Annotated in this window: 13 protein-coding genes, 1 tRNA gene and 1 pseudogene; 7 read left to right on the forward strand and 8 right to left on the reverse strand. The window is 51.6% G+C overall.

Translation table 11 applies throughout. The features are described from left to right. Nucleotides 1-7 precede the first annotated feature (7 nt). Nucleotides 8-1,408 (forward strand): sensor histidine kinase, encoded by a 1,401-nt coding sequence (locus tag TW80_RS12955; RefSeq protein WP_045997854.1) that lies wholly within the window; start codon nucleotides 8-10, stop codon nucleotides 1,406-1,408. Nucleotides 1,409-1,469: 61 nt separating this feature from the next. Then, nucleotides 1,470-1,546: transfer RNA gene (locus tag TW80_RS12960), tRNA-Arg, on the forward strand. Between the two features lie 615 nt (nucleotides 1,547-2,161). On the opposite strand, the gene TW80_RS12965 is transcribed toward TW80_RS12960, so the two are convergent. The 4 genes and pseudogenes from TW80_RS12965 to TW80_RS18480 all read right to left on the reverse strand — a co-directional run. Then, the gene (locus TW80_RS12965) at nucleotides 2,162-2,746 is read right to left on the reverse strand and encodes a super-infection exclusion protein B (RefSeq protein ID WP_045997855.1); all 585 of its coding nucleotides are present in this window, start codon (nucleotides 2,744-2,746) and stop codon (nucleotides 2,162-2,164) included. A 10-nt stretch (nucleotides 2,747-2,756) separates the two neighbouring features. Continuing rightward, complete coding sequence (locus TW80_RS12970) at nucleotides 2,757-4,079, reverse strand: ATP-binding domain-containing protein (RefSeq protein ID WP_045997856.1); 1,323 nt, start codon at nucleotides 4,077-4,079, stop codon at nucleotides 2,757-2,759. Continuing rightward, nucleotides 4,069-5,478: an ATP-dependent nuclease gene (locus TW80_RS12975; RefSeq protein ID WP_239450550.1), complete on the reverse strand. Its 1,410-nt coding sequence runs from the start codon at nucleotides 5,476-5,478 to the stop codon at nucleotides 4,069-4,071. Before TW80_RS12975 ends, TW80_RS12970 begins: the two co-directional genes overlap by 11 nt. A 201-nt stretch (nucleotides 5,479-5,679) precedes the next feature. Further along, a pseudogene (locus TW80_RS18480) lies at nucleotides 5,680-5,910 on the reverse strand (AAA family ATPase); the annotation flags it as partial. An 888-nt stretch (nucleotides 5,911-6,798) separates the two neighbouring features. On the opposite strand from TW80_RS18480, the gene TW80_RS12990 reads away from it, so the two are divergent. Continuing rightward, nucleotides 6,799-7,836: an endonuclease/exonuclease/phosphatase family protein gene (locus TW80_RS12990; RefSeq protein ID WP_045997860.1), complete on the forward strand. Its 1,038-nt coding sequence runs from the start codon at nucleotides 6,799-6,801 to the stop codon at nucleotides 7,834-7,836. A 94-nt stretch (nucleotides 7,837-7,930) separates the two neighbouring features. Continuing rightward, entirely contained in the window at nucleotides 7,931-8,731 is an 801-nt protein-coding gene (locus TW80_RS12995; protein WP_045997861.1) for a hypothetical protein, read from the forward strand. Nucleotides 8,732-8,986: 255 nt separating this feature from the next. Here TW80_RS12995 and drt3b read toward each other — a convergent pair whose 3' ends face one another. The 4 genes from drt3b to TW80_RS13015 all read right to left on the reverse strand — a co-directional run bounded on the left by drt3b (nucleotide 8,987) and on the right by TW80_RS13015 (nucleotide 13,332). After that, on the reverse strand, nucleotides 8,987-10,993 hold the full coding sequence (gene drt3b / locus TW80_RS13000; protein ID WP_045997862.1) for an antiviral reverse transcriptase Drt3b: 2,007 nt from the start codon (nucleotides 10,991-10,993) through the stop codon (nucleotides 8,987-8,989). After that, nucleotides 10,986-11,810: an antiviral reverse transcriptase Drt3a gene (gene drt3a, locus TW80_RS13005; RefSeq protein WP_045997863.1), complete on the reverse strand. Its 825-nt coding sequence runs from the start codon at nucleotides 11,808-11,810 to the stop codon at nucleotides 10,986-10,988. Before drt3a ends, drt3b begins: the two co-directional genes overlap by 8 nt. A 15-nt stretch (nucleotides 11,811-11,825) precedes the next feature. Further along, complete coding sequence (locus TW80_RS13010; RefSeq protein WP_045997864.1) at nucleotides 11,826-12,218, reverse strand: hypothetical protein; 393 nt, start codon at nucleotides 12,216-12,218, stop codon at nucleotides 11,826-11,828. Nucleotides 12,219-12,522: 304 nt separating this feature from the next. Next, entirely contained in the window at nucleotides 12,523-13,332 is an 810-nt protein-coding gene (locus TW80_RS13015) for a hypothetical protein (RefSeq protein WP_045997865.1), read from the reverse strand. Between the two features lie 127 nt (nucleotides 13,333-13,459). Here TW80_RS13015 and TW80_RS13020 point away from each other — a divergent pair, with 127 nt between their 5' ends. From TW80_RS13020 to TW80_RS13030, 3 genes are all read left to right on the forward strand, one after another. Then, nucleotides 13,460-13,690: a helix-turn-helix domain-containing protein gene (locus tag TW80_RS13020; protein WP_045997866.1), complete on the forward strand. Its 231-nt coding sequence runs from the start codon at nucleotides 13,460-13,462 to the stop codon at nucleotides 13,688-13,690. 169 nt (nucleotides 13,691-13,859) lie between these two features. Next, on the forward strand, nucleotides 13,860-14,597 hold the full coding sequence (locus TW80_RS17690) for a hypothetical protein (protein ID WP_157033272.1): 738 nt from the start codon (nucleotides 13,860-13,862) through the stop codon (nucleotides 14,595-14,597). Beyond that, a partial coding sequence (locus TW80_RS13030) for a hypothetical protein (protein WP_045997867.1) occupies nucleotides 14,587-15,227 on the forward strand: 641 nt, incomplete at its 3' end. The genes TW80_RS17690 and TW80_RS13030, both read left to right, overlap by 11 nt.

The raw sequence follows: 15,227 nt of genomic DNA on the forward strand, positions 1-15,227 counted from the left end.
AGGAACGATGACCAACTCACTTTCGGGCCGTTTTCTGATTCTCACGGTCATATTCGTGATGCTGGCCGAAGTGTTTATTTTCGTTCCCTCCATCGCCAGGTTTCGCCAAGACTACTTGCTCGCGCGGCTTGAACGCGCGCAGCTTGCGTCTCTCGCGCTTGAGGCAGACGATATGATCAGCCCCGCTCTTGAGGCAGAGTTGCTCGAAAATGCCGAGGTCTATAACGTCGTCTTGCGCCGCGATGACATGCGACAGCTTGCGCTGTCATCCCCCATCCCATCGCCGATCACCGCTACATATGACATGCGCGCGCCAACCAGCATGACGCTGATCCGTGATGCCCTGCGCACGCTGATCGACACAGACGAACGCATCATCCGTATCATCGGCAACCCGGTCCGTGACGGTGGACTATTGATCGAAGTCACGATTGACGAGATGCCCCTACGTGCGGCGATGCTGCAATATGGCTGGAACATTCTGGTGCTCTCGGCATTCATTTCGGTTGTGACGGCAGGGCTGCTCTTTTTTGCTGTGCGCAGGTTGCTCGTCACCCCGATCAAAGGTGTAGTGTCCCACATGCAGGCCTATGCCAAAGCCCCAGAGGACGCCCGTCAAATCATCACCCCGAGCGCGGGAATCACCGAACTGCGCGCGGCTGAAGAATCGCTGCAAATGATGCAAACCCAACTCACGACCGCGCTAAAGCAAAAAGAACGGCTCGCGCAGCTTGGGAGCGGCGTTGCTAAGGTCAGCCATGATCTGCGGAATATCCTGACCTCTGCCCAGCTATTCACTGACCGCATCGAAGGCTCCGAAGATCCGTTAGTACAACGCATGGCGCCCAAGCTGGTTGGCTCAATCACACGCGCGGTGCACCTTTGCGAAACTACGCTGGCCTTTGGCCGCGTCGAAGAGGCCGCCCCATCGCTCACACGGGTGAACCTTGCCCATATCGTTGGCGATGTGATTGATAGCGAACGGCTCGCCGCCGGTGACTATCCCCTCTCCTTCTCCGAAGATATCCCCGCGTCGCTGACCCTGCGCGCCGATGCTGAACAGCTCTATCGGGTTATTCAGAATCTGGTTCGCAACGCTCGACAAGCCATCATGGCCACCAAGCAGCCCGGCGAAATCGGGCTGCACGCCCACGAAGACGATGATCGCTGGCTCTTGACCGTATCTGACACTGGCCCCGGCCTGCCCCCCAAGGCCCAAGAACACCTATTTCAACCGTTCCAGGGCGGTGTGCGCAAAGGCGGATCTGGCCTCGGCCTTGTGATTGCAGGCGATCTTATCCGTGGTCACGGCGGTCGTTTACGGCTGGAACGCACCGATCAGACCGGCACAACCTTTGTGATCGAACTACCCAAAGCCGACCTTGCCCTTACGGAAACGAACGAATGACAAAATAATCGAAATTCGCTCTTGCACCCGACGGCCAGCCCGTCTAAATCCCCCCATACGCGGATTGGTAGCTCAGTTGGATAGAGTACTTGACTACGAATCAAGGGGTCGGGGGTTCGAATCCTCCCCAGTCCGCCATTTACCCTTTGTTGAACGTCAGATGACTTTGACCTTTGTGTCATGAACTGACCTGATCCCTTCCCAGACCCGCGAGGGTTGTTTCGTTTGATCCCGTTTCTCAGCCGGAAAATCGGGGGCGATTTGGAGGAAAGACGGCGAAGCCGCCTGCTCCTGCAAATCTGCCACGTGGCGAACGCGGAGGGGGGCGAAACAGGACAAATCGACAAGGGTGGTGCGGCCCGCAGCGTAGCGAGGACACGGCCTTGTCTATTTGTCTTGTTCGAGGGGGGAGGCTGCGCCTCCACCCTGTCGGTGAAGGGCGTTTGGCTTGGCCAAATCCCCTGCGCCAAAAATCAATGGGCTGGCCCGGCTCCAGCCGGGTCTCAATGTCTTCTTGGGATGGTCAGCGGCTGTTGGAGCTGATTGCGGCGAATGTCCCGAAAGAGCCCATTTTACCGAATTTCTGTGCCGCAGCTAAAGTCAGCTTTTGGAACAGAAAAAATCAGCTTCGAAACAAACGGCCCATACCGGTCTCTCGACCAATCATCTTTATGCTGCGGTGTAGTCCGTCGAAGGAGACATTCGCCGCAAGACCAAAAACTTGACAGTCTTAGATGAAGTACGTGCAGTCAATTAGTCCCAAGAGCGCCAATCAATAGATCGATGTACTCGTTCCCGAACCTCGTCCTCAAATCTTACCGAGTTCCTAAAATCCTCGGGCATGCGTTCGTAACCACGCTCTAAAACAAGATCATAAAGCGCATCGGGCATAAAGTGATGCGCCTCGTGTAGGCTTTGCACGCCTGTTATTAAGCCAAGGGCATTTTTCTGCCTAAGGGAGACCATCACATGATTGTCATAGCTGGCTTTGATCGTTTTCGTGCCTCCTTGTGTCATTGCCCAAAGGACACAAAGCTCGTCGAGGTTCAGAGAGTAAAATGTCTTTTCGATGCTCTCTCGGTAGGCCTTTTCGCGTGCACGTCTTTGGAAAGGCGACAGGATCATGGAAACCGCCCATGTCAAAATTTCTAAAATAAGAATTGCCGAGGCCAAGAAGAAAACCACCAAAATTTGTGTCTGGTAGACGTCAGTAAATTCAGGCTGGCTCAGACCAAGCCGTTTGACGGGAACAAACAAAAGCGCGCCACTGAATAAGAAGAGCACGAGCGCCGTTTTGGGTGACTTCAAAGCCTGAAAAAACTGGGTAATGAATTCCATGAAAATCCCTTTAGGATAGAGCGAAAGGGGCTAAATTCAGTCGCCCATTTCCAAGAACAATAATCGTGCAGTGGTTCTTTGCGCGGGTCATGGCGTTGTATAGCAGGCGCCGCTTGTGCTCATCGCTTCCGGTTGCTGATTGCGGCCATAGGGCAATTACCCTATCGAACTCCCTGTTTTTAGCTCCGTGGATGGACATGGCCTTAATCTTCGTACTTTTATTGAAGCCAAGCCGTGTGTTGTTTCTAACCGCATCGGAGACAAAGGACACCAGTTGATCTTTTTCGAACTCACTTTGGCCTGTCACCCTATGCAGTCTGCGGACACGCCGGTCTACGGATTTGATCGTTGGTATTGCCAAGTGTTCGCCGAGCAATGCGCAAATTTCACGGTAAGAAGCGGAGGTTGGAAACTCTATCGCTTCGGTTAATTCGTCCGCAATTCTATTGTCACCGCCTTCCCAAGCGACCGAGAATGCGTTGTGTGGCCATGGCCCTTGTTTTTCTGAGACGGTATTAATTGCGTTCCTTATGATCGTATTCGTTGAATCTGGCGTGAGAATTCCAACGTCGTCAGAGCCAAGTCTCAATTGAAATGCCAGATTCCAAGCGAGTAGTGCGGCAGTGGCTGGAACTTCAAGAAGTTCAATACCTTCTCCGACCCAATGAACCCTGTCAGTCTTCCCAATAGTTTCCTCTTTCAATACGGCCCGAATGTCTTCGCCATTCCTCACTGCCAACGCTGCAGCAAGCAAACCATTCTTGTCCGTTCGCCGGTTTTCAGTAAGCATGTGAGGAGTTCCGGCGTGTAGCAATTGGTCCATGAAGTCAGCTGTATCTTGACCATCGCTCAAGCACTGGAAACCGTCTGCGGCGACTACAGCCGCGCAACACTCGATCAAACCAAGAATTATTCCTTGCCGATGAACATCAACAAGGTCTTGGGCCTCATCGACCAGCACCAAGGGGTAGGTCCTCGCTACCCAACGGCGAACCTCAGCATCTTTAAGTAGCTCACCTGCCAAGAAGCAAGGCCCGTCAAACTGGCCGAATTCCCCTGCCTGTTGCCGCATCTCGTCGGTCAGTTTCGCGTTTCTACGTCTGGCCAGCGTCTGAGCGAAGGAATCAAATGTAAGGCAGTCGAACTTTCGCCTGAATAAAGCTTCAGCGTTCAAGCTTTCCGTCAGTCGCCGTCGCGCACCGTTCATAAAGGTCAAGGCAAGCATACGCTGGCCCTCATCCAGCGCATCATGCTCGATCAAATAACGAGCGTGAGCTACCATGTTGAAGGTTTTTCCTGACCCGGCAGGCCCCTCGAAGAAGTCAAACGTCATCAGGAGGCGCGAACCGAAAGGTCGGCATAGCAGCACCGTCTTCGGTCTCTCGGACAAAAAGTGGAGAACTCTCGATTGATGGGTCAAGCAGAGTGTTACAAAGTGCATTGAGCAGCTGGGCCGCCCGCTTGCGGCATGCGGCTTCACCCATCAGAATTGCCGATGTGATTTCTTGTGTGGGAGCGTAGGTCTTCCTACCTTCCAAGAAGGTAGAAAGCTCCTCCGCGTCACTGATTGCCGTGTTATTGGCCTCAGCTAACCGGGGCAAAACTTGTGCAAGGTTTGCTTCTGCGATCCAAGTGACGACGTGTTCAATTTTCCAGTCTTTTGGCCATATGATTGCCGCGCTAGGCGATGGATCAGCCGCGTTCAGTTCCGTGAGGTAATCCCTCCCGGCTGGATCGCCGTCAACAAGGATCGCGCAATGACGATGGACACATCTGACCAAATCGTGAGTCTCAGCGATCTTTGCCTCGTCTGTGGGCACCACCCCAACAAAAGTTGAAAATTTCGATTGCTCGTCCTCAGGTGAATCCCACCCCTGCCTAAGCTCCAAAGCTGTTTGGAGTGCCTCTAGCCAAGCGACATCGCTGATACCCTCTGGGATCAAAACACGCTGATGCATGAGCGCTGCAATCAGCTTTTGTCGCCATGCAAAAAAGAGGTGTTGCTTGTGATTAGTTGGACCAGCGGGTGCTGTTTTTGACAACGGCGAAACAGACATTTGTCCATCGTCGTTGTCGACGAAGTACGTAGCTTCGACAGGGAACATCGCCGCAACAATTGGCGAGTGTGTAGTGACAATAGTCTGATCGCAGAGCGCGTTCAGCCGGTTGACGAGCCGTTTTTGCTGAGAAGGTTGAATATGTAGTTCTGGCTCCTCAACAGCGAGGACAAATGACTTGTTCGCATCCGCTCTGGCCTTACCGAATTGCATCAGTAGCAGAAGACTTTGCAAGGAAGTCAAGCCAGTTCCTTGCCGGGCGGAAGGGAGAGTTGGACCGTCTCCGTGGGCAAAATGTGGTACGACGCTTTCGAGGACTGAATTGCTATCCGTCCCTGTTACACGAAGCTGAAGCTTTGGTGAGGACGGCATGAGATTTCCAAGTTCATCATTGGCCTGCTCGACAATCGTTGTAAGGCCGTCTTGTTCTTCTAGTTTCTGACCAGCTTCCGGTTCCCAAAGTCGTTCTCTTGCATCGCGTATAGCGCTCGCAGGGAGGCCACCCAAAGTTGCCACGAGACGTCGAAAAAGCTCTGAAGTAAACGAAATCCATTTGTCCCATGTTCTGGACGCTGGAACCATGAAGAAGCCAATTTCTTGAAGTGTCTTTGACGAAATCGGCGTGACAACTGTGTCCTCGTGGAATGGATCACCAAGAGTTGCTTCATCGTCCACAAAGAATCTGAGGGTCTCGGCCTCAAGTTCCTGAAGATCAAAACGGGCCGAAAATGCGATTTGAACACTTAGCTCAGTGTGCTGATCGTCTACTGACGCGGCAAGGTTACCAGTATTTGGGTCGAGCCATTTCTCAACGCCTCCGCAACCAATCGCGAACCAAGATGGGCTATGCTGCGGATCATTCCCCGGGAAGCCTGTGACGGTGGCAATGATTAGGATGCGCGATGTTTCTACCGGCCGACTTTCATAAAAATCATGCTCAGTCAAACGCCGAACCAATCGGTCCCTTCCCAGCAGCAGTGCAAGAGCTTCAATAATCGTTGTCTTTCCGTTGTTGTTCGGCCCGACAAGAACGGAATGTTTGCCAAAGGTTATTTCTGCGTTCTGCACCCCACGCAGCCCTGAAATCTTGAGACGCTGAATATACAATTAGAAAACCTGTTTCGGTCAAAAAATGAATAGATACCCTCTTAGGGCGACGATACAGGGCTTGGTGCCAATTGAAAACTGCCATGTTTGCTGATTGGACAGTCAAGCAAAGATCTAATCAGTAAAAATATAGCCTGAAAGGATGTCTGCTTTCCCGAAACAAATAGATGTTATTCGCACCTGCCGCGAATGTCTGCTTCCCGCCCATTGCCGCATCCCCCTGCACATGCAACATGACAAAAGCAGCCATTCATCGCAAATCGATCAAGGTCGGTTTTGTCCGCATATATGGCTTAGGTCAAAAATGCTTGATGTTTGGGCCAGAATTGAATGGCGTGATTTTCTTGTTTCCTGAGGATATGGTTGCCAAAAGAGTCAAAGGTACGCGACGTTCCACACCCTTTGTCGAACGTCACACGACTTTGACCTTTGCGTCATAAACTGACCCAACATCCTCATTTTATGCTCCCAAGTTTTTGTTTCATTGATCTGACTTCCGTTCCCGAAAATCAGGGCTGAATTGGAGGTCAGACGGCGAAGCCGCCTGCTCCTGCAAATCTGCCACGTGGCGAACGCGGGTGGGGGCGAGGCAATGCAATTCGACAGGGTTGGTGCGGCCCGCAGGCGTAGCCGAGGACCCGGCCCGGTCTAATTGGGTTGCCCGAGGGGGAGGGCCGCGCCCTCACCCTTTTCTTGGTGGCCCAGCGTTATGGACGGCCCAAAGCAGCCGTTGATCGCGCTCAATGCTGCCGCAGCGCAGCAGCCCTGAAGCGGACCTTGCTGAAAATCAGTAATCCTCAAGTCCGCGCACGCCGAATTACTTTGGAAGATTGACGGCGTCGATGCTAGGTTTTCCATATTATTGGAAGCTTAAATTTAGGAAGATACATGGGCGCTCGAGACATTTCATTTGCAAGTTTCAATTTGCTGAACCTACACCTGCCCGGCAAACCCATTTATGGCGACACAGATGGCTGGGATAAAGACATCTTTGCAAAAAAGGTCGACTTTACTGCCCGGGCTTTGACGCGGCTAGGCGCAGATGTGATCGGCGTTCAAGAGCTTTGGGCGAAAGACGCGCTCACGGAGTCTATTTCAGCGTCCGCGCTTGCAGACACCCACAGACTTCTGGTTCCCGAGGATCATGCTGACAACAAGATCATCTGCGCCGCAGCTGTTAGGTCTGACATGATCGTTGACGAACCCGAATGGATTAAAGATTTTCCTGAGGAGTTTGTTCTACAATCGACTGGCGATGATCCGCAACAGCCAGACATATCGGTGGCGCTTTCTGGCTTTTCCCGCCCTGTTATGCACCTGAAAGTGCAGCCAGACAGCCGCACGCCAGTGATCCATGTTTTCGTCTGTCATTTCAAATCACGCAGGCCAACACAAATCTGGCGGGAGCGAAGCTGGTATGACAAGGATGTGCACGGGCCTCACGCAAATGCTTTGGGCTACGCGGTATCCACGGTTCGCAGGACCGCCGAGGCTGCAGCGTTACGCGTGCTTATTACGAAATTGACAAAGAAAACCGATACGCCTGTCGTTCTTCTTGGCGACATGAACGACGGAAAGGACAGCAACACGCTTAACGTTTTGTCCGAGCAACCAACCTATTTGTCACCGCTTTCTTCAGGTGGCGGCGACAACGCACTTTATACGGCTCAAACCATGCAAGAGTATCGCTCCACACGGGACGTCTACTACACCCATGTATTTAAAGGCCAACGAGAAAGCCTTGATCACATAATGTTCAGCCAAGAGTTTTATGATAACTCAAAGAAACGCCTTTGGGCCTTCGATGAGATGTTAGTTCAAAACGATCATTTGAACTATGATGACCACAAGACAAGCGGTACTAATGATCACGGGATAATTCGGGTTGGCTTTCGTTGGAAACCAGAACGTGATGGCACAAGTTAACCTGGTTTTTGAGCTAGGTTTTCATAATTCCAGACTGCTCTTAGGAGGGTCACTTCTGAGGTAGTTTTGCCGTGCTAATGCAAGGATTAGTTCAATGGTGTTTTCAACAGATAGCATCTCCGGAAAGCTGATCGTCGCAATTGTGGCGCCGCTAGTGGTGGGTGCTGTCGGATTTTTGGCAGGGCGTATTGTGGCAGAAGCCCCCGCTTTGGAGATTGTCATTTCACCGACAAATGCGAATGTATCTGCTGGTCGCATAGTGGAGTTTTCGGCGGAAGGTTCTCTTGACCCATCAGGGTACCCACTAGAATTTGCTTGGACTGTCGGTGGGCTGCCCCTTGGACAGAGCTCTATGGCAGGCTGTAGTCCAACTGCTAATGGCGTGCTGCTTAGCTGTCAGTTTGTGATGCCAGGGAACGCGGCGGTTGCAGTTACTGCAATGAGCCGAGACGGTCGGGTTGGCACAGTTGCTGCGACAGTCACGGTTGAACTGCAGGACGGCTACTTTGCAATGATCGCGGTAGACGGAGGGTCAGAAATTGACTCGGTTTATCGCGATCTGTTGAACGCTTTAGACTGGCCCACTCTTCAAGCCCAAGTCCGCACACCGATTTTGGTTTTCGATCCGGATCAGCGCATTGCTCTACCCGCAGCATCAATTCGCCCGGACCCATCGAGGGTAGGTGATGCTCTCGAAGGTACTAAAATCATGGTGCCATTGACGCCCGGCAGCGAACCCTTCGGACTGGTCCGAGGCGCGCTGGAGCCGCTTGGAGCGACACTAGTTGCAGTTCCGCATGACCAGATTGGCGCGTCTCTCGAAAGCGGACTCGGTGAAATAGGGCTCACACTGGTTTCCTCCCCGACTTCGTTCTTGGACAGGGTCCTAGATTAATAGCAGGCGGCCCAGACCGGCCTTTCGTCAATTGCTCAAGATGCTGCGCCCGTAACCCGCTTTGCGGACATTGATGGATTTGACGCTTTGGATGCCAGCCACAGTAAGTGTGTGCATTGCTGCTCAAGACGACCTCTTACGTGGATTGTACGATCCATGTGATCAACACGAAGCTGAACACCGCAGTTTAATCGCCCGTTTGTACCGCAAAACGAGTCACGGCAAGACGTGGCTGGCACCCGACTTCAAGGTATCTTAAGCATAGACGCTGCTCAATTCTTTCTTTTCGATCATGTTCAATAGGTCGATACCATCCCAGCGAACGAACCAGTGCTGCTGTTGGATTTCGTCAACTAGCGCTTCGGACTCGGCCACAGTGATGCTACTGGGCTTCGCGCCAATCCTGTCCCATGATGCCCGAAGCAACACAGCTCTCTTGGCCTTGTCCAGATAAGGACAAGCGAGGGAGTCCAATAACAGATGCACTGCTTCGGAGTCCCTATTCAGGTGCTTCTCTGAAGAAACTCGCTTGCAGATGAAATCCCAAATTTCGTTCCTCTGGTTAGCGAACTCCGGTCGATCACCATAGATGAATAGCTGTACGACCAACTCGAAGTAACCTTGGCTCTTTCGGTCCAGTTTGGCGAGCGAGATCAGCTCGTGCTCCAGTTGCCCATCGCCCCCAAATTGTCGAAGGCTGACCAAAATGTTGAGTATCTCAATTGGGATCACAGAATTTTTTGAGAACAAGCCTTCGAAGCTAGGTGCCTTCGCCAATTGTGACGCCCAACGAAGGGATGCTTCTTTGAGAATGTCAAAACCTTCGGGATCATGTTCTTGCAGTTGTTGCGCAGCGCGCACGATGGCGTGAGACAGGCGAAGCGATGACGCGACAGTAGGGTGAAGCGCAAAGAAGTAAAATCCAACGTCGAGCAGGAAAAAGTACATTTGGCGATAGTCTCGACCAACAACAGGACTTTCTTCCAACGCGACAAGATCGATGTACCCGTCAGCTATATCAATAACTTTCCGGCGGACGGCACCGATAACATAGTTTGCAACCGCATCGTACCCAAGCTCGGAGGAAAAGCATGCTGCCTTAACCTCTCTGGTGAACTTTCCAAACAACGATCGATACTTGTAAATATACTTCGGAAGTAACGCCCGCTTGCCGCTCGCAGGCAGGGTAACAGTTTCAAAGAGCTTTTCCCAATGAGCGCCAAGGGATTTATTGATCTCGTCGGTCACCAGAGACTTCTTCGAGTAGAATGGCCGCTTGTCGAACTCTCTTTTCCCAGTATTCAGGTGCAGATTGTATTCTCGCAATGCGATTGATAGCTCGTGCTCCACCTGCTCGGCAATCGCAGGGTCATTAGAAAAAACATAGTAGTTGTCCACGTACCGCCTGCACTCATAGTCGACGCCATCACGTACGGAAGGGCTTTTCGCTTCAAGGCTTCGGCGTGCGTTCTGATCCACCTTTGCAAGAATGATTTCTGCAAAGATGCGACTGGCCTCCGGGCCAATGCAGATTCCACTAGTTTCGTTGTGGTTTAGCCTTTGCATTACCTTATCGAACCGGTTTCCAAAACTGAGAGCAGGCGTGTTTTCTTTCGCCTCCTCCTTACTCTTTGTCGCCCAAGCCATAGAGTGGGTGTAGACGCTGTCGAAGCATTTGCTGATGTCCAACGACAGCTGATACCGAAACTTTTTCTCTAGGCGAATGTGATCGTTCGAGGCAAAGAACTTGTAGAGGCGCTCAAATCCTGAATATGCAAAATAGCTTGCCGGATTTCGCACCAGTTTATCCAACTCCGCCGTATCGACGGTCGCGTTCTTGTACTGATTCTTGTCTTGCACCGGGGATGGCACAAAAAAGGAACTCCCAACTTTCTTCGGCGCGCGTATCGAGAACGGTCCGCGCCCGGAATATTCGCAGATCAACTCTTCGTACTTCTGATAGAAATCAGCCAATAAGACCTGACCCCTCGGATGCAGGAGGCTCAAGGTTCTGACGCTTCGAGAGTCCTTGACGATATTGTACCTTAGCGGAACGGTGTAGCTCTTGCCGTCATCTTTAAGCAATAGGGCGCCAACTAATTCTTGGAAGTGCGCCGATTTCTTGGCTACAGCATGCAGGTTTTTGTAAAAACCATCATTGCTTACGATTATCGGCACCTCAAAAGGTGAAGTGTCTGTGAGTACAACACGCCACTTGTCGCCTCGGTTAAGGTTGACCCGTGACTTTCTCTTGCTAGGCATATTTCCAGCACTCCATTAGGTCGGCCAACCGATCCGCACTGAACCGAAAGTGAACGCGATCGACGAACCCTCGGTCGAATGAGTGCTTGAGAAGCTGCTTTCTTTGACGGTTTGTTAGAGCCAGTGCGAGCCTCCCTCCAATCGCACCTGAACGGCAAAGGACCATACCAACGAAGAACTTATCAAGCTCGGCGAGTGCTGGCGCGTTACTGCTGATGAGGCTGTATGTGTGCTGCAGACCCGCGCTTCGCTTCTTTTGTTGCCTTTCGTCAAAGAACTGATAGCCACAGGTCAAAATACGGACACGATCTATGAGGTCATCAAAGTTTCCGTCAGCCAAATACTGCAGGAGGGATTTCACGACTCTCGTCTTGTTCTTTTTGACCTTTGAAGAAGCGATGTCTAACTCAACTCGACGAGCGAAGGGCCGGTCCTTACCGATTTCGAAGACGTTAAACTTGAAGCCGAGGTAATCAAAGCTGTTCTCTACGGAGGTCTGCTTTTTCTTCGTGTTTCCGAAAACGTAGATCTTCGACTTGGAGAAATTCAATTTCAGCCCCGGTGGCAAAGCTTCTTCGACCAGCGCCTTGAGCGAGTTCGTATTTTCCAATTCCGGTAGTATCAGGACGATGTCATCAACATACCGGGCAAAGAAGTGCGCGTTCAATTGCTCCCGCATTCTTCGGTCGAAATCCTGCATGTAGAATTCACTGAGTTCCGCGCTTATTGCCAAACCTGGGGGCAAGCCGCTCACCGAATTAACTTTGCATTGCTCAATCAGTGAGCTGACAACAGACCTCGTGCTTGGAGCCGTCATAAGCCTTTTGCCGAGCTAGTTTGACAGAAAATCCTGATCGACCGACGGATAGAATTTCTCGATGTCCATCTTTGCCACGGTAAATGGCAACCCTTCTTCGCAGAGCAATTTTAGACGACGAACGATCTCGATCCGGCTTCCCTGTTTTGATGCTGTGATTCTGCGAATGTTCTGTGCAGCCTTTCGCAGCACCAGATCGCACGCCAGATCATTTACTTGATAGATCGTCCGACCTGCCAAGTTATTTGGTGTCAATGGCAGCGAAGAAAATCCATTTCGTGCTGTGGTGACTGCCTGGGCTATCAATGCTTCCTTGTGGGCCTCGTCCGTCAACGCAGGTTGGTTTAGGAAATCACTTTTGTTCAGGTGTCTTGTAAGTGCTGTGCTACCAAACGTGGGATCGTACATTGAAATTCACTTTTGCTTATTCATTTCAACCCTACGCTGAAAGACAATTGGATGGGAAGCGGATAGCCGAGGCCAGCGTCCGCTCTCAGGAAGTCAAACATCGTCCTTTGTCTCCGCAGTGAAGACCGTTCTCCTGAAGCACCATCCCGAAACAGAACCGACCAGCCTGTCCAGCTTTGAAGGTCCGCTTTGGCGGCATCACAAAGTTCCCGCTGCAAAGCAGCGAAGGCCCGCTTCCCGCCCCCTCCCACTGGATGCAAGGCATGAAATCCACACCAAGAGTGAGCCGATGGAAAAGGCTCAGTTAAGCCTGCCTCGCTTTGGAAACCCACCAATCTCCTTTGCATTTTTGAACTGTGGCCCAGCTAAGCTCCAATGTTGTTGCGATGTAGTTCGTCGTACATCCGTCATCAAACAACTCATATACCCGAGCACGATCATACTTCTCGTTCGAATTTCGTGGCTTGATTTCACGTCCAGTCGATTTGATCCAATTGGATATCGTCTGGGGTGTTGGCCCATGTTTCTCGCTCAAGACGCGAAGAGACTGTCCATTTTCCCAGTCCTTTGCAATCGCTTCGAAAACGTCAATACCAGCAGTCTTCAAAGCATGAATCGCATTGCGACGTGTGACGCCCAACTCTCTTGCGAACTGATCAAGAGACTTAACCCGTTCAAACAGTGCAGGTAGTTCTTCGACCGGCTGTTCAATTCTGATATCAGGCTGAAAACCTTTGTAAAACGAGGGCGCTCGAGCCCGTCCTTGAATTCTTAGACTAGCCTTAGCAGCGCTAAGTTCATTTTTTTGGCGCTGTGCGTGTGCATACTCGCTGGTCGACGATTTACGACGTATGAGCTGTTTCCTCCTTGAAGTAATTATCTTTGGTGGGTGCAGTGAAGCAAGCACATCATAAGCCTCTTGTGCTAGGCGAAGAGCTTCTTTTGCTTGAAGCAAACTCTCCTTGGCCTGTCGCAGCATTGGATGGTCTTTTTCGTTTGGCGCGCCAAGACAGCTAGCATTGGTGTGCGCTTCAGAAAGCCGATCCATATCTGGTTCCTTTACCGTGATTCTAGTTTTGAAGATAATCTCAGTTTGCAGTGCTTTCGCCAACATGAGTTCTCATTTTGGTAGATGAGTCATCAACCAAATCTGAGATTCCGCAGGCAACAAGGTCGAAAATCTTGACGTAGGTACGGTTGGAGGGAAGGTATCCAGAACAGCAAAAAAGTTTGATGAATTTATGAAACCAGATCTCGCAAAGCATGAACTTCTCAAGTTCAGGCTTCGACATGAAAAGAAGCTGACCCTTTCAGAGATCGCAAAGCGGTTGAACATCAAACCCGGAAGTGTGACCGCCGTCAGTCAGGGCTACCGCCGTTCTCGGCGGGTCGAACAGGCCCTAGCTGATGCGCTGGACACGTCACCCGAAGAGCTGTTCCCGGATCGGAAATACGAAAGGAAGAAATCATGAGCCCTTAAAATGCAAAGACCTCGAAGGAGGTCTGAGACATCCATCAAGGTCTGAGATGCAAAAGTTACGAGCCCTTGCATCTCCTTCATGACCCAAATTCCGAGACCCGTCAACTCTGCAGAGCGACTCTGTGGGCGGTTCTCGTTTGTATCAACATCAAGGAGTGCCGTTGGCGTCGGGAGAACCGGCTGCCTTGGCAAGAAACATGACTTCATTTTTTGACGACGATTTCTATCGTCCACCTGCGCCGACAACAGCTGGGTTAATGTTCCCTGCGCGGTCGAAGCAGACCGTACGTGGTTTCACTTTGGCGAAGACGCCAGCAGACCAGCATTGGCGGCAGATCATTAGCGCCAGCCAAGGCGAACGAGAAACCTGCCTCCTGCTCTTGGCAATGCCAGACCTTTGGAACATTTTCGATCAACCAAAGACTGTTAGCTTCGTAGATTTCGATGGTAAGCAGCGAACGCATCGCTTCGACTATCTCGCTCACTTTAAAGATGGCAGCAGGGTCGCATGCGCCGTGAAACCATACGAAAAGGTCGAGCGGTTAAATTTCAAGTCCACATTGGCTGCTATAAAGCGCGATCTGCCAGTAGGGTTTGCTGACAAAGTTATGCTGGTCACAGAGCGCGAACGGCATCGCGTCGAAGTTCAGAATGCAGAGCTCTTGAACTTCTTTCGACGTTGCCCGGACACCGAAGCGGATAGCGTCGTTTCTGACCTCATAGACCGGCTATTTGGCGAAATCTCTCTGACAGAGTTGATCAGCAAGTCTGGCTTGGGAGCTCGGGCCTTCAGAGCAGCCTTTCGCGCAATCTACGCCGGAAGTCTCATTGCTAACACCCGTGAGCTGATCACCAACAACTCAATCGTAGCGCCCAGTGGAGAAAACCATGAAGCATGAACCAATCCGTCTTGGCGTGACCACTTGTGATGCGATCATCGCAAACGGCGAACTGCATGCAATCACGAAAGTGACACCGCTATTCGTGAAAATGAAGTACCTTCGCGGCGATCGAGAACCCATCTCGCTCACACATGCAGAGCTTGCCGAACTGATTAACGGAGGCCAGTTCTCGATCCAATATGGCTATTTTGAAAGTCGCCAAGTTGCGAGACGTGCCATTGCTGGGCGTTCGCTAATGACGCGCGTCTCAGCCAAAGCCCAGCTGGATGCTTTTTGGAAGGAGTGTTGGGCGACAACGTTTCTAGAAATGGAAGCCGAAGGTGCGATTAACCGTTCCTCCGATCGCTGGGATGAGTTCCTGCCGGAACTTGAGCGCCGTGTTACTGAAAAACTCAAGTTGGGTTTGAAGAAGGCGACGGCTGGTGCCGACTTTGACAGTATCGCCTTGCGCAGGACTCCAGGAAGGACGTCCATTATGTCTTGGGTCCGAGTTTGGGAGGGCACAAAAGACCCCATGGTGTTCGTTAAGAAATCGACCTTCAACGGCAGCAACGCCAAACGCGTGGGTGCTGAACAAGAAGCCATCATTCAATGGGCCCTCGAGAGTTACTTGCATCCAAACCAAAT

The sequence above is a fragment of the Loktanella sp. S4079 genome (assembly GCF_000967725.1).
In the GTDB taxonomy this organism is placed as follows: Bacteria; Pseudomonadota; Alphaproteobacteria; order Rhodobacterales; family Rhodobacteraceae; genus Yoonia.